17 protein-coding genes are annotated in these 20,362 nt (G+C 37.4%); 6 read left to right on the top strand and 11 right to left on the bottom strand.

Annotation, left to right across the window (positions count from 1 at the left end; genetic code table 11):
* Window positions 1-207 precede the first annotated feature (207 nt).
* Window positions 208-609, top strand: a complete 402-nt coding sequence (locus tag H6570_21855) for a hypothetical protein (protein MCB9321941.1) — start codon at window positions 208-210, stop codon at window positions 607-609.
* Window positions 610-653: 44 nt separating this feature from the next.
* Here the strand turns inward: H6570_21855 and H6570_21860 are convergent, their stop codons facing one another.
* From H6570_21860 to H6570_21890, 7 genes are all read right to left on the bottom strand, one after another.
* Complete coding sequence (locus H6570_21860) at window positions 654-1,322, bottom strand: hypothetical protein (protein ID MCB9321942.1); 669 nt, start codon at window positions 1,320-1,322, stop codon at window positions 654-656.
* Between the two features lie 712 nt (window positions 1,323-2,034).
* Window positions 2,035-2,847 carry an endonuclease/exonuclease/phosphatase family protein gene (locus H6570_21865; protein ID MCB9321943.1) on the bottom strand — a complete coding sequence of 271 codons (813 nt, stop codon included), beginning with the start codon at window positions 2,845-2,847 and terminating at the stop codon, window positions 2,035-2,037.
* 9 nt (window positions 2,848-2,856) lie between these two features.
* Window positions 2,857-4,077: a trypsin-like peptidase domain-containing protein gene (locus tag H6570_21870; protein ID MCB9321944.1), complete on the bottom strand. Its 1,221-nt coding sequence runs from the start codon at window positions 4,075-4,077 to the stop codon at window positions 2,857-2,859.
* Window positions 4,078-4,085: 8 nt separating this feature from the next.
* Window positions 4,086-6,380 (bottom strand): PKD domain-containing protein, encoded by a 2,295-nt coding sequence (locus tag H6570_21875; GenBank protein MCB9321945.1) that lies wholly within the window; start codon window positions 6,378-6,380, stop codon window positions 4,086-4,088.
* Between the two features lie 12 nt (window positions 6,381-6,392).
* The gene (locus H6570_21880; protein ID MCB9321946.1) at window positions 6,393-8,174 is read right to left on the bottom strand and encodes a hypothetical protein; all 1,782 of its coding nucleotides are present in this window, start codon (window positions 8,172-8,174) and stop codon (window positions 6,393-6,395) included.
* A 9-nt stretch (window positions 8,175-8,183) separates the two neighbouring features.
* Complete coding sequence (locus H6570_21885) at window positions 8,184-9,239, bottom strand: hypothetical protein (protein ID MCB9321947.1); 1,056 nt, start codon at window positions 9,237-9,239, stop codon at window positions 8,184-8,186.
* Between the two features lie 26 nt (window positions 9,240-9,265).
* Complete coding sequence (locus H6570_21890) at window positions 9,266-10,108, bottom strand: hypothetical protein (protein MCB9321948.1); 843 nt, start codon at window positions 10,106-10,108, stop codon at window positions 9,266-9,268.
* Window positions 10,109-10,510: 402 nt separating this feature from the next.
* Between H6570_21890 and H6570_21895 the strand changes: the two genes are divergently transcribed.
* On the top strand, window positions 10,511-10,681 hold the full coding sequence (locus H6570_21895; GenBank protein ID MCB9321949.1) for a transposase family protein: 171 nt from the start codon (window positions 10,511-10,513) through the stop codon (window positions 10,679-10,681).
* A 51-nt stretch (window positions 10,682-10,732) separates the two neighbouring features.
* A complete protein-coding gene (locus H6570_21900) occupies window positions 10,733-10,864 on the top strand; it encodes a hypothetical protein (protein MCB9321950.1) in 132 nt (43 codons plus the stop codon).
* Window positions 10,865-11,000: 136 nt separating this feature from the next.
* Here the strand turns inward: H6570_21900 and H6570_21905 are convergent, their stop codons facing one another.
* The 4 genes from H6570_21905 to H6570_21920 all read right to left on the bottom strand — a co-directional run bounded on the left by H6570_21905 (window position 11,001) and on the right by H6570_21920 (window position 15,393).
* The gene (locus tag H6570_21905) at window positions 11,001-11,642 is read right to left on the bottom strand and encodes a hypothetical protein (protein MCB9321951.1); all 642 of its coding nucleotides are present in this window, start codon (window positions 11,640-11,642) and stop codon (window positions 11,001-11,003) included.
* Window positions 11,643-11,927: 285 nt separating this feature from the next.
* A complete protein-coding gene (locus H6570_21910) occupies window positions 11,928-13,487 on the bottom strand; it encodes a WG repeat-containing protein (protein MCB9321952.1) in 1,560 nt (519 codons plus the stop codon).
* 291 nt (window positions 13,488-13,778) lie between these two features.
* A complete protein-coding gene (locus H6570_21915) occupies window positions 13,779-14,312 on the bottom strand; it encodes a hypothetical protein (protein ID MCB9321953.1) in 534 nt (177 codons plus the stop codon).
* A 37-nt stretch (window positions 14,313-14,349) separates the two neighbouring features.
* The gene (locus H6570_21920) at window positions 14,350-15,393 is read right to left on the bottom strand and encodes a hypothetical protein (GenBank protein ID MCB9321954.1); all 1,044 of its coding nucleotides are present in this window, start codon (window positions 15,391-15,393) and stop codon (window positions 14,350-14,352) included.
* Window positions 15,394-16,135: 742 nt separating this feature from the next.
* On the opposite strand from H6570_21920, the gene H6570_21925 reads away from it, so the two are divergent.
* The 3 genes from H6570_21925 to H6570_21935 form a co-directional block, all read left to right on the top strand.
* The gene (locus H6570_21925) at window positions 16,136-16,471 is read left to right on the top strand and encodes a hypothetical protein (GenBank protein ID MCB9321955.1); all 336 of its coding nucleotides are present in this window, start codon (window positions 16,136-16,138) and stop codon (window positions 16,469-16,471) included.
* A gap of 47 nt (window positions 16,472-16,518) precedes the next feature.
* Window positions 16,519-17,853, top strand: coding sequence for a DNA recombination protein RmuC (gene rmuC, locus H6570_21930; GenBank protein ID MCB9321956.1), 1,335 nt, complete (start codon window positions 16,519-16,521; stop codon window positions 17,851-17,853).
* An 823-nt stretch (window positions 17,854-18,676) separates the two neighbouring features.
* Window positions 18,677-20,362 (top strand): TM0106 family RecB-like putative nuclease (locus tag H6570_21935; GenBank protein MCB9321957.1); only part of this gene is annotated, 1,686 nt, incomplete at its 3' end.

Below are 20,362 nucleotides of genomic sequence, written 5' to 3' on the forward strand. Positions count from 1 at the left end.
AACATCTTATAGGCAGTAAATAGCCACTAATTTTATTGGTTTTCAATTATTATGTTTTGTCAATCCTTCTCGCTCACTTTCTTTTCTATACTCTTTGTAGCTGATATTGTCCTATCTTATCATAAAGTAATAAAGTTAGATAATCATTGAAAAGGGGGTGGTATTCAATTTATTTTTATGCAGGAGAACTGTTTTAATTCAATTTTTATGGATGGATACAATCAAGAAACCCTGGAAACATACACTGCCACTGTATCCCTGGGTCAGGAAGATGGCTATACCCAGAGAATCATTTTGGGAGACGATTACATTCATGCCATCCAAGCTTATCAGCATGACCTTAGGAGTACTAAGGAAATCTATCTCTCTGTAAGCATAAGTGAAAGCCGTATTATCCTTGGTGGACAAAACGAGCCACACATCCGTTTGGAAATCATCAACTACCCGCGTTTTCCCTTGAAGCAAGAGGTTTTCAAATCCGAAGTGATTGCCATGGTGGATCATTTGATGGAAACCTTCCATCAAAACCGAACGGTGATCGTCTTCACGGATGAAACCGTTATGTTGCAAAAGACTGAAGAAGTAGATCCGAGAATTGAATCATATTGATTGTCTAAAGCAAAGGATGACTCATCAGAATGGTTTTTCCATTATCATTTGTTGTAGAACACAATAAATAATGTGCTTTCAATTTGGGTATTTGACCAATCTGGGTAGCAATTACATCTCAAATAATTGATAAATGTCATATATCGCTTATAGCCAGAGAGCCCATTTGCCCATGAACTTGGTTTAGCACTTGCTTTAACTGATCTCGTTAAGGCTGGCCATACCCTCTTCAAGATGATTTTATTATCAATAGCTACTGGAGGATCTTTATCAAACCCTAAAGCTCGGCACATAAAATGAAGTGTTTTAGAGGTGATAACTGGGGACCAGCTTAAACTGGACTCTATGTTCTTCCATGCTTCATCTATATTTTTTTCATCATGCAAAGAACTGTTACAGTTCTCAAGTACTTGGTATATTCTTAGCAGATCTGTCGTGTATATTCTTGGATTTTGTCTCCACATAGTCCCCCAAGAAATCGTCATTGCAAGCCCCTCTAGAAATTGATTTTTGCGAAAACAAGTTATTATGTTATCCGGAGATGAATAAGCTTTTCCTGTAAGCATCTGTTTTGACAATAACTTAGTTTGCCAATTGTGTACATTCATGTAGCGTCCAGCAAATTGACTCTGTGGCTGAGTAAAAATCTTGAATTGTTCGGGCAGATATTTGTCCAAAAATGTGACTGTACTATTATCATCTAACCACTCCATGATATAAAAATATGGCTTAGCCATCGGAAATTATAGAGATGTTTGTTAGACGTACCGTTTGCCTAACCCCCGGTGTGTTTTGATTTTTCGAATATCCCCCACTACCTTTGTACTCTAGAATCCAAGGGTGGGGTGGCTGTAGCATGAATATTTATACCCCAATTTGTACCCCAATATTATTATTAGCCGCTAAATATTTGAATATCTTTTAGTTATAAGAAATAATGAGGTCCGCTACCGACCTCAAACTTTTAGCGCACCCTGTCCGCGAATGCGGGCAGGGTTTTTTATTGCGCTATGCGAGCCAAGCCCAAACTTGAGCGAGCGGAGCGCAATGAAAAACAGATGACCTATATGTCAATCTAGGGTGCGCTAAAAAGTTTGTTGGCCTCCCCCTCACCGGATCGACGAAGTCAATCCACTTTACGTAAACACAAGAACACGGAAACACGTCAACACCTTAAAGGGTGCGCTATTCGATTGTTGGGCCACCCCTCTCCGGGTCAGCGAAGCTATTCCTATACATACCTAACCAAGCTAGCTTGAGAGACTGTAGGACAATAAAAAAGCATTGACCGCCAGGTCAATTAGGGTTTGCGTTTTGTTTTGTTGGAACACCCCGCACCGGATCGACGAAGTCAATTTCCTCCTTAACCGAACCAATACTCGTGGGAGAAGAAGGAAATTAATAAAACCATTAATAAATTTAGGACTAATAAATCCCAATCCTCACGCTCACAGGCACATGATCCGAAATCATTAGTGCTGCATCAAGATTTGAGCAATCTTTGATAAAATCAATTACTCTACCTTCGAGGATTTTATAATCGCCTGGGATGAAAATATTGTCTATAGCATGGTTTAGGTAGTAGCCATGGTCACATTTAGACTTTATTGTTGTGGCTTGATTTTTTATACTTGCTTGATAGCCTTGTTCATACATAGGTGAAAATACAGGGTGCTTGTCATCCAGATTGAAATCACCAGCAATGACTACTGGTATCTCGAACCTATCCTTATAATACTGAAAAGTTACCACCTCATCCTCCGGATGTTCATTATACCTCCTTGAATGAAAATTAACTAGAATGAATTCTTTCTTTGTCTTTAGGTCCCTGAATCGTCCTATAAATGGTTCCCGATCACATACAGTCGCCAATTCTTTGTCCAGTTGTGGCCTGCCAATCAATATCACCTTTGAGGGCTTCCACAAATAGGCATAACGTTCTGACCGGTAAGGCGAAGGGCTATTGGTCGGATCACTGATGCGATAGTCCCATTTCGTGCCCAGCCGGTTCAACTGATCGGCTAGTCGAGCCACTGCCTGTGCACCACCTGGATCTTTTGCTACAACTTCCTGAATAGCAATAATATCTGCATCCCTTATCGTCTTTGCAATGGTGACCATTTCAAGACTATCCTTCGATTTTCCAAAATCTCGAATGTTCCACGAGATCAGAGTCAACTGTTGCCCGAAAAGAATTAATTGGAAGAATAAAAGATAATATAAGAGTATAAGCTTCAAATGAACCTATTAAAAACTATTAATCAACTCAGTTTGCGCGCGTACTATTTCACATTGACTATTCAAATGAATGGTTGCTTTTATGTGAGATATGATGTATTTCTTGTTTGAGTTCCTAAATGTAATAATATAATCTGCGGAGACAGAGTTGTTCTGATATTGAATATTGTCCCATTCAACAATTGCCTTCTCCACCTCATAACCAGACTTGTCCAGGCCTTTCTTTTGTAATATTTTCCTTACCTCGGACTTCTTTACATTACGTTCATTTTCAAACTGAATCAGTGTGGGGGCACAAATTGCCTCTAAATTTTGAAAGTCGTCGTAAACGATTGCCTCAAAGTAGGACCGCACGGCTTTGTCGAGGCAGACCTTGGATGACGAATTGAAGCTTGGTTCTTTGAGTTTTGACATAGGTTGGTCTGAAACTGTTGCAGTTTGGGTCGAAATATTTTGTTCAGTAGAAATTAGATTAATGTATTGTTGATAGGGTATCATTTGGATATTAAGAGCAAAATTTAAACTTTGTCCATCAATTCCACCTGTATTTACTCCAATAACTTCAAGATTATGGTTTAATAACGGTCCTCCGCTATTTCCGTGAGTTATTGCTACATCTGTTTGAATCCAATTCTTATCCTTCCTGTAACTTGAAATGATTCCTTTTGTAACAGTATAATCCAAGCCAAGTGGATGACCGATGGCAAAACAGTCGCTCCCAACCGGAGCAAGATTTGAGGCTATAGGAATGGTCATGTATGGACGTATCGTTGGATCTAATCCCAAAATGGCGTAATCCAATTCGGGATTAAATTCTAAAATTTCAACATTGATAACATTAGTATCTCCAGTTTTAAATGCAACTATCGCAAATGCATTTTCAACAACATGGTAATTGCTTATTGCCACGCCAGATTGATCAATGACAAATGCCGTACCTCTATTAATGTTATTTGAATCTATGATATTGTATATAATATAAATGGCTTTTTTCAGATCTTCAAATTGATCGGTATGATCATTGTTTTTAAGTCTAGATATTTCAAATTTTAAACTATCTATTATCCTTTGATTTGGTGCAACGGTAGTCCCAATAGTATCGATAGGTATACTTGTCTCCATAGCGGAATTATCCATTTTGGCTTGACCACAAGAAAAAAATGTTAATAAAACATTATAAACTAAGAAAATCACTAATGAATTAATCGAATAATTATTAATTTTTTTCATGATCAAATTTATTTAATTAAGATCAATTTTATTCTATCTACAAATTTGAGCTGTTCATCTACAAGATCACCTCTATCAAAAAATCCCGGTGTACTCAATGGAGTGGAACCCGAATGGATATCCAAAAAGTAAATTCCAGCATCCAATTGACTCAGATCAACCTGGAAGGTGTGTTTTCCACCACTGATTAATGCGCCATTGCCAAAGGATCGGGAAAATAAATGCTGACCCATTCCATTAATTACCGTATACGCTAATGGCATGGTCTCCGGCAAGTAAAATTCAATAAATGATATACCTGAAGTCGGATTTGGATATAAGTTTTGTATTTCAAAATCAATATTTAAAGGATCTTTGACCAGTATTCTGGCCTGTGCGGTATCGTTACAGCCAAACGTATCGATGGTGGATAGTAGCACATTGTATATCCCATCCTCATGATATACATGAGTGACTTCTGGTTCAGAGGCTATGGAACCATCACCGAAAACCCAGAGACTATTTATTAATGGACTACTGGATGTACTTTTCAATTGGATATCTTCACCAACCAGCAATATCGAATCAGATAAGAAAACATTGCTAATGTTTTGGTAGGGAACATAAACCTGAAACAGTGAATCGGTAGAACACTTGTTCTGGTCTATTACAGTTAATTTGATAGTATGAAGTCCAGGGTTTGCAAATTGATAGTCGAATGAACGACTATCATTATTTTTACGCTTGTTTTCAATAGTCCAATAACTATTTATTGGTGTTGTACCACCTGAGAAGTTAAATAAATTTAATGTCTGCGGATCGCAACGATAAACTTCATTGTATGCAATGTAAGGTTTTGGGACAATTTGAAATTCAACTTCGGCTGTGTTACTGCAACCGTTTGGATCTTCATAATAATAACTAACTGTATGTATCCCTACTCCCAGAAGCTTTGGATCCAAATTTCCATTGGAGAACTTTACGGGTAGTAACAATCCACCGACAGGTTGACGTGAAATTTTGAATGGCGTTTGATTCTCACAAATGATAGGATCTACATTTAATATCCGGACATCAGGCAATGGTAATATTTGAATGGTATTCACAATAGAATTGGAACAGTAATCGTCAGAAACCTGATAGGTGACTGAATGGATACCCGGTATAAAAGCTGTAGCATCAAAAATGGGCTGAGATAATTTTGTTGAACCATCGACCAGGTAAAGACCACCTGGTGGCTCTCCAGCTAGATCAAAGGGTTTGTAGTCTGCACAAATTTGCACTTGTTCTAACGAAAATGCAATGTCTGGAGGCTTTCGAATCGCAAGTGTTTGTGTGATGGAAGAGCTACACCCATTTTGATCAACAACCCGATATTCAAATTGTGCACTGGCCTGTGGAGGGGTTAAACCTGGATCAAATTTGTTCCCCGGCAATGTTACATCGTTAAGATAAAACTGACCATTAGGTGGTTCGCCACGCAATGTTAAGGACGGATCATTGGTACAATAATAGGCTTCATTAAGGTTTATTATGCTTGTTGAGGTAGGCCCTACGATGGTTAATGGCCAGGATTTTTCAATTGGACATCCATTTTGGTTGGTACTAAATGTTATGGTATGCCTTCCAATGGAATTTTTGGATGGTTTAATCACACTGACCAGGTCGATACTATCTATTATGCAACCATTGCAACGCAATCGACCAAACTGTTTGTTTAAGCTCAATAATTGATAGGAAGTATCACTTCTGCAAAAAAGTATACTATCTATTGCCTTTAAGTTCAAGGAAAGTGTCAGATCGGATTCACTGATAATTCTGATAAAACCTTCATAATAACAATCGTTACACGATCCACAGTGATATGAGTAAGAAATAGGCAAATCAACGTTTTCCGGAAAGTCTCCTCGATTTAAGATGCTAACCGGTTGTCCATCAATTTTGAATGTATCAGTCACTTGAAGCCCTAAGTCCTGTTTGTTCAGAGGCAATGATGAAGCACATAGCGATGATATATTGGGTATTTGACACTTTATTACATAAAAGGAATCGATAAAGACTTGAGTTCGAAATGTATCATACCCTATTCCTATGTATACGCCGGATTCAAAAATTGTTAATGTTGAATCACTAATGAATAAGTGCCCCCCTTTAGTAAGCCAATCAACTTCATAAAAAGAAGATAGTGTATCTGGTGTATCAACAATGATGTAGTCTTGATTACAACAAATAGTAAGTGTATCACCAAAGATATTATTTGCTTTTGACCTTGTTGTGAAAAACTGTGATATTAAAACAATATAAATAAGATAGCATTTAAGCATTATTAAAATATTTTAGTTAACCCCATCTAGCTCTTTATTAATTAATTTTTGTATATTCTTAATTTTAGTACGAAGTTCTTCAGCACCTTTATCCTCATTCGGCCCACTAATTTTATAACTAAAAGGACTACGAACATCTTTAAAAGGATAGTTAACTCCAAGATTCAAATAAAAGTCCCCATAGAGCCGATTATAGCCAAGATCTAATTGGAAATAGGGCTTAACATAGGAGAGACCAAAATAGTAATCGGTCGTTTTCACATTATGAAGATCCAAGATATAGTATCCTGAAGATGGATCCCGTGTCATATAATTTAAATAATTACCATCATAATAATCCCAAACACTACCTTTTAAATAGGCAATACCGAATTTTATAAAAAGAGAATTGATGATTGGAATGTCTTTGATCTTATTTTTACTCAGAAAGAAGATATCCAGAATACTGTGTGCATAAATTGTAATTCCAATGTTGAATGAAGTAATATCGTGATCGGATCGTATGTAGTAGATATCTTTGAAATTCTTTCCTGACAAAAACAAAGCTTCGCGATATTCATCTGCTTGAATACTAGAATATGTATTATCAAATAATTTCTTTGAATTAATACGTAAATTTGATAAACTTAGTCCAATTAGATGATATAATGAAAGATCAAAATTTCTTAGAAAATCGTCGCGATGAAAAGATTTTCGAATTGGATCTTTGCTACGCAGCACATTAGCATCTATATTAAATGGAGCTTGGATTAAACCATAACTAATTCCTGTAAATAATGTTCTATTATAATTATATTGGTCATACTTTTGTAGTTTGTGAAAATAGTATGATCCTAAATCGGAGACTTGTTCATCAATATCTTTTAATTTGACAATTATTGACATCCGTATACTATCCTTTATATATAAATATTTTTTACGATTTGCTTCTGCCATTCTTTTACTTTCAGTAAGTTGATTGGATATTGAGTTAATTGCATCTTTTTGTTTTAAGTTTATATTATAATACTCACCTTGCTTTCTTTCAATCGCAAGTAAAATATTTTCTAAACTATCACTTCTAAATTTCTCTTTATTATACGATTTTTCTGATTCGGATAATTTATTAATGGCTTCAGATAATTTTAATTCAAGATCTTTTACTTGCTTGGTCAACACAGGTATTGCACTATTTACAGGAATTTTCACTTGCACGATATCAGATGAAAGTTGAATTGTATGCAAACTGATGGCATTGTTTTCCTGGGTAGTTGCCCACCGCAACTGGTTGATAAATACGTCGTCATTATCTACATGGAGTATGGCAATACGGCTTCTATTGGAACTGTTACACGTTTCTATCGTTTCACCATCTGATTGATAACGCACAAAGACCTTATCTTTTTCATCAAAAATGATCTCTAGCTTATAGATCCGGGGTATAACAGTCGTTTTATGAATGTATTGAATAAAATATTCTACTAACGGCTGCAAAAACTGCCGATTGGTACAATCGGGTGATATCTTATATATGGGATTTAATTTTGAACTATTACACTCAACAGGTACTTCTGTATATAGCTTTCCAAACGGGAATAATGGACCTGGATTTTGGCAAAGCAGATGATGGAGGTTGGTAATCCGGAGATCATTGGACTGGCTAGATTGTTGGACTTCATGGAGTTGCTGTAGAAGACCCTCATATTGTTGCATACATTCTTCGATAGAGCGATAATGACTATCGATATCTTGGCTATTTAATTTCGATGTTATGCAAAAGAAGAATAGTAAAATATAAAGAAGCGAGTAATTCATCTCAAATCTTTAATTCACCCGTATATCTTTGATGAAGATCTCATATTTCATTACTATGTCACCCATAGTGTTTATCCTTTCCACCAATTTCGCTTCAACTCCAACTTCCTTATTAACGACATCCTGGTATTTTATTTTTCCGTTGGATACTCCTTTAAATATTTGATCGTAAGTAATTTCTGCAGGATAATTATCGGGAATATCCCCAGAGTTTGTTTCTTCAAATTCCTTTAGAAATCTGAAATTTCGCATAAACATGCTTACATCATCATATTGATACCTATTATTTGAGGTTATACGGCTTAAAAATTCTTGTACTGTATAGCGTTCGACTGGTCCATTATTATTCCTGATTTCGATATAACTATCCGGACTGGCGAAGAGTTTTTTGATTAGCTCTATAGCATCAGTTTTAGCCTCTGAGTTATTTATATTTTCATAAAGGATCTCCATGTTTTCATAGAATCGGCGCATGGTATTATAGGTCTCAACTTTCGCTTTTCCAACATTAAATTCTTCCACTGGAATATTATTTATTAAATCTATTGCCAGAGGCAAATCATCCTTGATGGCGCATATTTCTCTAAAAGTATTCACAGATGTCAACTCTGACAATACAATGACTTTGTCCTTGTTAAAATAATTTTGAAGCATAGAATTAGCATAACAAATGTATCTTTCAGCAGAAAGTATTGATCTAATTGTATCTAATTTATATGTATTGGTATAGCTATTTGTTAATCTTCTATTTATTTCACGAAAATATTTTTCCTTAGTTGGTCTACTACCAGCCATCCTTTCAAACCAATTTAATTGATATATTGGTACAATTTGCAAGCTATCGTTCTTAATAATAATCAATTTACTGCTTGAAGATGGCAAATAATAACTTGGGCATGTATAATTTAATTCTAGTATTTTATGAATATCTGGATCCATGTTTATTAGCTGTTCATAATTTAAAATAAAAATGTAATCGCGTGTTGGTTCTGGACCACAATTTGCGAATATTAAAATAAACATTAATAGTATTAAATGAATTAATTTATTGCGCTTGATTAACATGTTCTATATAATTTATATGATCTGTATTATTGAAATATTGGTTGGGAGCCTAATATTGAATAGTATTGATGATATAAGCCTTCTCTCGCTACCTTATATTTTGTTTCCGGAGACTGTTGTTGATTAACTAAAGCTTTGAGGTCATCATCCATGAACATGCCATATGTTAGAATGATAAATTGGCCCGAATTTGTATCTTTGTATATTTTGTGTTTATTTATGTTGCATGCAATTATTAATTCATTTGAGCTAAAGCTATGCTTCCTTTCCTGGAATTCTTGTCTATTTTGAATTGAATAATCGCGAATAAATTTACGATAGTCTATTGAATTGAAACCAGTCCGAATATATTCAAATAAAATATACCCAGTTACATTAATGTGTATAACTGCGACAAGTGCATATGTAGTAATAATTACAAGGACGAGTGCATCAAAATTTTGATAGAAACCAAAGAAGAAGGCCATTTTACCTATCGCTAATAATGCAATTAGGCTCAGTAGAAATCCCTTTAGCAGCTTTGGCTTTATTTGTTTCCTTCTCAATTTTTCATATTGGATTTCATCGTTAATTAATGCTAGTTCGATATCTAATTCTTTTATGCGTTTTTGAAATAGGTGGGCCCCAAATGCTAATATTATATCTAATAAGACAAGTAGAATTGCAAACCATGGTTGGAAAGCGCCATAGGAATATAACATGAACATTCCATAAACTTCCAAAAGTAGAACTATGAAGAAAAGTAAAGAATATGACAAAGTATATCTACTTGAGAATAATCCAGGATGAACAAATCCCCCTTCAGTCATTGGTTTTTTCTTTGTGTATAGATAGTACTCTTTCGTTTCTTTGGATGGTTCGAATTGCATCTTGGGTTGTGTTTGAGTTTTAGTATACTAGTTGTTCAAAACTCCAATAATACAAACTTTGAGTCAAAGTTTGACCTGATTTTAGTCTCTTAGGGCGCTTATCTTACTCATAGGTTTTAGATTAAGAGATCTGCTTATGGTATATCGAAAAGTATTATGAATAGTACGATTCATTACCTGCATAACATCAACATATTGTAATTATGTGAAAGTATGAAAGTGGATTCTGAAACAAAGAAACTTTGCACCCCACCAAAGGTAGTAGATCGGTATTTTTGATCACAGATCAATCTCAATCTCGTTATTACATATGTATTTTGTTGCCTTCCCCGAGAATGTTGCCTTCCCCGAGAAAGCATCGAGGCTGATTACTCACACAGTGGTGAAAGCGTCGTTCGGATCATGATTGAACTGGTATGGGAAAGAGGCATACCGCGAGCAATCCGTTTAGATAACGGTCCGGAGTTCCGGGGAAACACCTTTACCATTTGGTGTAAAGACCTGAATATAAACATCCTATTTATTCAGCAAGGTAAGCCAATGCAAAACGCTTATACCGAACGATTCAACTGATTATTCAGAGAAGATGTACTGGATCCCTACTTATTCGAAGATCTCGAACGGTTGCGCAAACTGTCCGAAGAATGGAGTGAATATTACAATTTGAATCATCCACATAGTAGACTGAATGGATTGTCACCATTGAATTACAAAAATCAAATAAATTTGAATCTGTCTATTTTAAACGTGTCCTAATTTCGGGAAGGCTACACCTCCACTGCGAATCCATAGGTAATCAAGATATGTTCTAGAGAAGATCAAATTAAAGCGGTACCACAATCAATATGTTCATCTAGAAGCGATATCGATAGATGAGTTTTAATTGATATTATTAAAACTCATCTTTTAATGCTTTCAAAATATAGGGAGAAATCCCCCCATAAATAATCTCATTAACGGTCAAATATCCAATTATCTTTCTATTTTTAACTATCATAGGAGGGGTAGAGGCAATATCGTTAAATGCACTGTAAGCACTGATATCACTGCCAAATTTTCCAATCTCATTCCATATGCTATTTGAAGAAATAATGCTACCATATGTTCCGATCTCATTGAAAATAGAGTTTAAATTTAACTCGTTAGTCAGTGTACCTAAAAATGTATTATCAACGTCTTGAGCAAATATAGAAGCTCCTCTAAGCAATGTGATTACTTCACTGTACTGATAGTTTGAAGATTGATTGTATGAATTGCTCGAGTTAATCTGCACGACGTTTATGGTTTCCTTTACGCCGTCAACTTTCATCACATAGCCACCTGATGTTTTGTATATCATCACTTGAGGTGAATAAGCATAATGATACAAATAGGAATATGATGATTGTTGCCAAACCTGCCCGTTCATCATTTTGAAAATAGTTTCACCTTCCCAGCCATCAAATTCCCCATCGATCCGAGTTTCAATAATTTGCGCATTTAAATGTAAAATAAAAGCAAAAGTTGCTAAAATCAATGACAAAAGTGTTTTCATATATGATTATTTAGTTGTAATAACCTCTTTATTTCTTGACAATCCGTTCGTTTACTGAATATTAAATTGTACCGTTAATTAAATAATATGCTTAAAAGGACTCCAATCATTCCCATGAATAGTACGAACAGCGCCTGAAAGATAAATGCCAGAATAAAAGGACAAAAGACATCCCAATCCCCAATTTTTCATCCTCTCCTGAAGTTTTTATTAAACCGTATCGATTTAGGATCATCATACTCAATAATAAGAAGATAAATAACATGATAAGTTCATTATACTTTGCTATTCAATACATTGATTTAATAAATTCCCATTGGAGTCGTACCAAATATTGTCATTGCATAGTATGTAATTGCCAATAAATTTTACGCTATAATACTCATTAGGAATAATAGAGTTATTCATATTATCAATAACACCCAAAGAGCCTGAAGAGAAACTATAATAGGCAGCTGAACCAATTCCATATTCTCCTTCAGGAGCCGTTATAAATAAGCCATTGGCGTTATCTACATAATTAATGTAAAAATAGTTTAGTGGTATTATGACATCACCTTTTTTATCTATAATTCCAGTCTTGCCACCATCTATTATGCAATTAAGTTCACATTTTTTCTCACCTTTAATATTCGCATAATACATGGTTGTAGTATCATTGCCTTGAATATATTTAAAATCAGAAATAACATCATAATTATATTGTACTACGATATTATCTCTTGCATCTATAAGTCCAAACTTATTAAATTTATTTGATATGAATAGATGTTGTTTTGTTATTTTACTAAACTCGAATTGCGATATTTCTTTTTGCTCTGCTAAACTATAGTACCTATTGATTCCATTCCATGTATGATATGTCAAAATATTATTTTCAATATCTGTTCCATAAGCAGCAGAAGGCAATTTAATCTCTTTAAAATTGTCGTTAATATTTATTAGATAGTTATCTGGATATCGCCATCCCTTTACATAAGGCTTCTTATAAACTTCAATGTATTGATATTTAAAAGGTGTTAGTAACGTACCTAAAGGATCTCCAATAGCCCAACATTTTTTTTGGTCCTCGCAAGAAAGTCTATATGCATAATAATCATCGAATAAGTATACTATTTCACTGTAGGTTGGGTCTACAACAAATTTACCCTCTTTATTTATAATTCCATATTCTCCCCCTTCCCATCTAGATCCTAATGAGCTCCCTTGGTATTCTCCTCCGTAAACCACTATTGCATGATCTCCGTGAAAACTATAACAATTATCAAAATAGGTATTGATAATTATGTCTTCCAATTTGTTTACATATCCACAAGATGTAGTGTAATTGGAGTTATATACATTGTATATTAGAAGTTCTTTATTTTGCTTTAGTTTTGAATAATCTTGAACTAATCCTATAAGCCCAGATGATGCTGTCTTAAATACATATTTGTTATTAAGTATCGTATCTGAGACAATTATGGTGGCAGGGAAAAAATCAAGATCCTTATAGGGACGATATGATTTCGTTTGATAAAAGGTATCTGCTTTTAAGTTATATGATAGCTTATCGAAATTGAATTCAAATTTTGATATCTCTTTATCGTTATCAATATAAATATTATTTAGGAAGGCGATATGTTTGTAGCTGTTATACTTTTTGGGTTGATTTAGAATGTCAATTATCAATTTGATTCTACCAACTATTGAATCATTGTATATACTTGGCTTGTAGTTTATAAGCTCTGGAAGACAAAAGTAATCAGTTAAGTTGCGATTGAGTTCAGGATGGGTGCTAAGATTTTGAAAACATTTGGGTGATAAATATTTATTATAATTTAGTTGATAATATAAGTTGTACAATATATACTTATTGAGTATGGAATATTTTGTTAATAATATTTTATTGTCAGACCTATTAAAGTGAGTTACTTTTAATATGTATTTAGTCCCAATCATTAATAAAAACAGTGAGGAAATTAGTATTAAAAAGTAATTAGTTTGCTTTTTTATATATATATATAGTAATATAACAAAGAATGCAATAATATATAATAACTGGGTATTAAATATGAAATAATGTGATATAAAACTTTCAAATGAAATACCTATTATTGCGGTCAATATGGTTAGATATAATCGTCTCATATTTTGTTAATTCATTATTTCGAAAGAAAATTTTAGCGCATTGAATTTGGTTATCAAATCATGTCTTGATCCTACTTGAATCAGTATTGATTTCTTCTCTTTCAAGAATATGATCGCTTTTGTAGGTATCCCCATTTGTTCAAATGAATACTCGAGTGCTGGTACGCCTTTATAAGTTATATTCTTATAGTCCAGACCACTGGTAGCTAGTTGGCTGGCATATGACTCTAAAAATTGTTTTTCAAAGTGGGAATAAGTGCTTGGTAACAAGCTGGTATAACTATCCGAAAGATCATTGATATTGATATTAGTGATTGCTACATATTCTGGGTTATCTTTATTCTCTAAACAGATGTACGCACCAAGTATTTCATTTCCTTGCGATTTTATCATTTTTATGAAATTAGTATTTTCGACTAATGTGCATGGACAAGCAACTCTGAAGCCAGCAGCCTTTAAGGATTGAATGTTATTTTGCCCAAATGCAACAACTGAAACGGAAAATAATGCGATGGCCCCAATGTATTTCATATTCTTCATGATTAGTTGTTTTAAGATTAGAAGATTCAAATCATAATTACTTCCATTTATTTTGGATGATTAAACTATTAAGTATCGAATTTATAACTGGTTCATACTTTGAGATATTCGATTGTAATTCATTTTCAAAACTGAATATCATGCCACCAATATTGATAAAATAGTGCTTATATATTACGATTGATGAAATGAATTGTGTTTTCATATCTATTGTCCCTCTTGAAATGGTACCCATGACCTGAATGATCATTCCAGGTTGACCATCAAATTTAGTTATTCTATAGTTTTTACTCAAAATGGTCGATAGGCCAAGAGATTTGATAAATACTTCTGCATAATCTTCGGTGATCATTTCATCAGCTAAATCATATTCAAATTGCTGTGATTTATAATAGTTTACCTCTTCACGTGATAAGTTCGGGTTTTCTTCTAATAGTGCCTTATACATATCTTTTATTAATACTGTAAAGCTGCAATCTCCGATCGGGCTTTCATATAAATAAACAATGTGCGGCCGTTTTCCTTCCTTCTTACTCCAACTCAGCGGACAGGTTAAATTTAGTTCTAATCCACTGGATTTTGGATGGTCTTTGGTGTCTACGGTTTGGATAAAACCATCCTTTATTTCAGTATAAGGGTTACTTCTATAAGTCGGATTGTGCGCTAATATGATTTTGATATTTTCTACGGTTGTTTCGTCTTTACCTTTGATTTTGCTATTGGTAAAGTTATTCAGATAATCCATGGCCACGTTTCTGGTAACTCCCTCGTAATTAAGTAATGGTTTCATTTGTATTTCAAGCTTCTCCTTGTATTCTTCGACAGTAATCTCCATTGCTTGGGCCATTTCTTCTTCCATTGCGTCCAATGTCGTTCTAAAAGCCAGATTAAAGCGCATCTTCGACAAGGTCACTTCCTTAGCAAGATCAGGATATGTGTCGGATATGTACTCCAGAGCCCAAAAGACACCATACGAATAACCAATGGCCTTTGAAATGTCAAGGTAATATTGCTGATCTTTAGTCTGGCTGCTTGCATTTATAGAAAGAAGTATTAATATAATTGCCAAAATGGATTTCATCTTATTATTAATGTTTTGTTGATGCAATTTTACTGGATCTAATAAAACAGTGTAGTTTATATTGACTTAATTCTCACAAGCTTTATAGATTACAAGAAGCAGTATCAAGATAATGGTAAGTACAATTTGCCAAATTATCATTTTACCTGCTTCTTTCACAGCTTCTTTCGCTCCAGCTTATTATTATATAGTATGATGAAGTGTTATATGTTCTACATACAGATGTAAATTGTCTTCTCATATTCATTGTAGGTTTTATGAATTGTGCTTTGATTGGGTGAATGCTCTATACCTAAGGAAGCAAACAATGTGCAATTACTTAACATCCTCACTTAGTTGTTGAGATATTCATTGCTATAAATGAAGGTTCGCTATTAGAGATCTAACCTTTAATAACTCTGCGTCTTGAATTTTGACATTTGTAATTTATTAAATTTTCTCGTCACATTTTAGCCTGTTTCTTTGTGCCTATATGATAGCCTTAGGTAGTATATGCAATATATAATGTAGGAACAAAGTATAAAATGAAGAATAAAAGAGTGCTAAAATATAAAAAGAACAAATATAAAGTAGATTTGGCTTGCTACTGCAGGATTGTCCTAGATGACAAACGAAAGATAACAGATTGATCTGTGATCAATTGTTATTGATTTGTTTCAAGAGGCCCAAGCAATGAATAAAAATATAATTGTAATATCCTTGGTGATTACAGTTTGATCATCGAACCTGAACACTTTGGCTTATGGGACGCATCTACTCCTTTTCCGGTACCCTCCTTGGCTCCGTTTCCAGCAACCGCTTCTACAATGCCAGTGGTATCGAAATCGGTATGGTGAATCAGGACCGCCTCTACAATGGCTCTGGTCGTCTGCTGGGTTCGATCCAGGGCGACCGGCTGTACGATGGGAGCGGCAGGCAACTGGGATTGTTGTCTGGCGACCGGCTGTTTGACAGCAAAGGAAACCGGCTGGGTACCTTACTGGGTGACCAAGTGGTCAATGCTTCGGGGGTGACTATTGCCAGAAGCTCAGGACTATCACGGAAGGAACTGATTCTTTGGTGTTATTTTTTCTTTTAATGTATTCAGTAACTAAATTGGGGTAACCAAATTCAACCAATCATCCCATGAACCTGGAAATCCTAACCCTGGTCCTTAGCCTGTTCACCGCACTATTAGTCATTATCCTGCTCTTTCGCCGGCAGCCGGACCCGCTGCAATCCACACGTACCGCCCTGGAAGAATGGGGAAACAGACTCTTTGGTCTCTTCGGCCCGGAGTTCAAAGCCAACCGGGAGGAAATGGCCCGGCAATCCAAAGATCATTTTGAGCACCTCACCACCCAGCTCATCCGTGCTCAGGAGGAGCAGGGCAAGCGACTGGAAGCGATGACCAGAGAGATGCAGACCACGAAAGAGCAGACCAACCTGCGCCTGGAGCAATTCCAGGACCGCACCTCGCTGCTGCTCTCCGAGCTACGCAAAGAGGTTTTTACCCGACTGGAAGCTATCCGCACCGACAACAACCAACAACTGGAAAAGGTACGGCAAACGGTGGACGAGAAATTGCAGAAGACATTGGAAGAACGCCTCGGTCATTCCTTCCGCCTCGTCCAGGAGTCACTCAACCAGGTACAACAGGGATTGGGTGAGATGCAGTCCCTGGCCCACGGCGTCGGTGACCTGAAGAGAGTACTGACCAACGTCAAAACCCGCGGCGTGATGGGTGAGCTGCAACTGGGCAATATCCTGGAACAACTCCTCAACCGTGATCAGTATGCCGTCAATGTGGCGACAATCCCGGATTCATCGAACTTTGTGGAGTTTGCCATCAAATTCCCCGGCACTTCCGACGACCTGCCCCAGGTATGGCTGCCCATTGACAGCAAATTCCCTCTGGACAAATATTATGTTCTGGTCGACGCCTATGAAGAAGGAGATGGGGACACCATCCAGCGGGCACAGAAGGAATTGTGGCGTACCGTGCGCAGCATGGCCAAAGATATCCATGATAAATACATCGCTCCGCCTTACACCACGGATTTTGGCGTTTTATTCGTTCCCATCGAAGGACTGTATGCAGAGATCGTCCGTCAGCCCGAACTGGCAGAAGAACTGCAGCGACAATACCGTATCCTCATCGCCGGACCCACGAACCTGGCCGCCTTTCTCAATGCCCTGCAGATGGGATTCCGTACGCTGGCCATCGAAAAAAGAAGCAGTGAGGTGTGGTCGCTGCTGGCGCAGGTCAAAACGGAGTTTGGCAAATTTGGCGCTACCCTGGAAAAAGTCAACACGAAACTAAAACAGGCTTCGGATTCCATGGATAAGGTGAGTGTACGGAGCCGGGCTATCGAACGGAAATTGCGGGATGTTGGAGAGTTACCCACTGACGATGAGCCGGCTCAGCTGGATTTCAAATCTATTTTGGACCCGGATGAGTTGTTTGAGAAGGATGGGTGAAGGGAACCACAGAGGTACGCAGAGAAGGATAGGTAAGGGAACCACAGAGGTACGCAGAGTACTGCACAGAGTTTCGCAGAGGGAATTTTAAAATATTGGATTGGTGTAACATTTTTCGCTAAGGACTGTAACAATTTCGGGTCGAGGAGAATGTGAGATAGGAGTACAGTAAATTGGGCTTTAGGGTAAACCGCAACTGTTCGAACTTAGGGCACACCCCTCACTTGACTGCCGTTGAAAAACGGTGGTTGCGGGTGGCCGTCAAGGAGGGGATGAGTGAAATTCGAATTAAAGGTAAGCCAAAATTAATGACAGGACGTTAAAGTGAGCCAGCCCGACTGAACGTCGTTCGGGCGGGTTTTGCGGGTTACGAGTTTTTTTGATCCTTTTTTTACGGAAAAAAAAAGGATGAAGACTTAATAGTATTGAGGATAAGAGTCATTCCTGTTGCCATGTAATTTCCAGAAGGTATGCCAAAAGTGAAAACTTAATAATCCTCCATTCAATTTCCAGTTAATTAAAGGTACAAATGAATATGGTTTCAGGGCCGTAGGCTACTCTACGGTCCCATTAGGTAAGTACGTTAAAGCAGAGGACCTGCCAAATTGGATTGTTTGGAAGTGTTTCATCGAAAGTGTTAGTGCTTTTCTGATTTCCTGAGTAGACTCAATATTATTATAGAAAAATCCATACCAGATTAATCTATGATCAATCAGGATTGAACTTAGTATCGGTTTTTTATACCTACCTCTTTTTAAAGTTGTAGTATAACACCGTCGAATGAAATACATTCTTATTCGTCCAACCATAGAACTTACGCCCCATGCGCTATCAATCCGATAATCAATCCTTCCGATTTGCCCCTACCGACCTTTACCACTTTATCCATTGCAGTCATCTCTCGCTGCTGGAACGTGAATTGAGTCTTAGTAAAATTGAACGACCACCATTTTCTGATCCGTATGCCAAATTGATCATGGAGCGGGGAAGTCGCTTTGAGGCAGATTATGTAAGACACCTGGAGACTAAAAACAGACGTATTATTCACATTAATCGTGGAGATATAGACAAGCCATATACCGATACTTTACAAGCCATGCAGGAGGGAGCCGACTACATCATTCAGGGGTTGCTGCAATACAATGGCTGGGGTGGATTCGCGGATATACTGCGCAAAGTAATGGATAAGCCGAGTCGCTGGGGAGACTGGTCGTACGAGGTGATGGACACCAAGCTGGCGCTGGAGACGAAAGCAGGATCGGTGATGCAGTTGGCAGTCTATACCGATATGCTTACGCAAATACAGGATTGTGAACCGGAATTCATGTATGTCGTACATCCGGATCACGGCGATCACCCCTTTGTAGAAGAGCCTTATCGCTATGCTAATTACGCCGCGTATTACCGTCACCTCAAAAAGCAGTTTGGAGCGATGATCGGTACGGAAGAACTGGTAAATTCCTATCCCGATCCGGTCCCGCACTGCGAACAATGCACCTGGTGGAAGCGATGTGAAAAGCAACGCCGCGACGACGATCACCTGACCTATGTCGCCGGCATATCGCGGATGGCGATCACTGAATTATCCGGTAATGGCATCACCAAATTAAAAGAACTGGCCAGCAAGGAGCCCACCTTCCGCCCACATCGCGGACAAAAAGAGACCTATATCAAGCTGCATCAGCAGGCCAATATCCAGGACCGTGGCAGAACCCAACACGAAAACCTCTATGAATTGCTGCCTGTAATCCAGGATGAGGGAGCACCCCGGAAAGGATTTCTTCTGCTTCCCGAACCAAGCCCGGGTGATGTCTACCTGGACCTGGAATCCGATCGCTTCCTGGAAGATGGTGGACTGCAATACCTCTTTGGGGTTGTCCTTAAAGATGATTACCAGGACTGGACCTATCAGGCGCGCTGGGCACTGAATGGTGCGGAAGAAAAGGAACAATTTGAAAACCTGATCGACTGGCTGCATGCACGGCGGGAGGCATATCCGGATATGCATATTTACCACTTCGCACCTTATGAACCGGCGACCCTCAAGCGGCTGATGACCAAACACAATACGCACATCCAGGAGATGGATCAATTGCTGCGGGGCGAACGGTTCATCGACCTGTACCAGATCTTACGGCATGCCATCCGGGCCAGTGTAGAGTCGTATTCCCTCAAAGAGATGGAGCGATTTTATGGATTTGAACGGAAAACGCCATTACAGGAAGCCGGACAAGCATTGCGGGCTCTGCAATCCAGCCTGGAGATCGGCGATGCCACCCTGGATGAAGCCATTAGCCATACGGTGGAGCGCTACAACGAAGAAGATTGCTATTCCACACTACACCTGCATCGCTGGCTGGAGGCACTGCGGAATGAGTTGATTGGAAAAGGCATAAGCATCCCCCGTCCGCTACCAAAAGACGGTGAAGCCAATGAAGAAATCACCGAACGTGAGGCCCGCTTAAATGCATTGCGGGATGCCATCAAGAACATGCTGCCGGATGACGCG

The organism is Lewinellaceae bacterium, assembly GCA_020636135.1.
Lineage (GTDB): Bacteria > Bacteroidota > Bacteroidia > Chitinophagales > Saprospiraceae > JAGQXC01.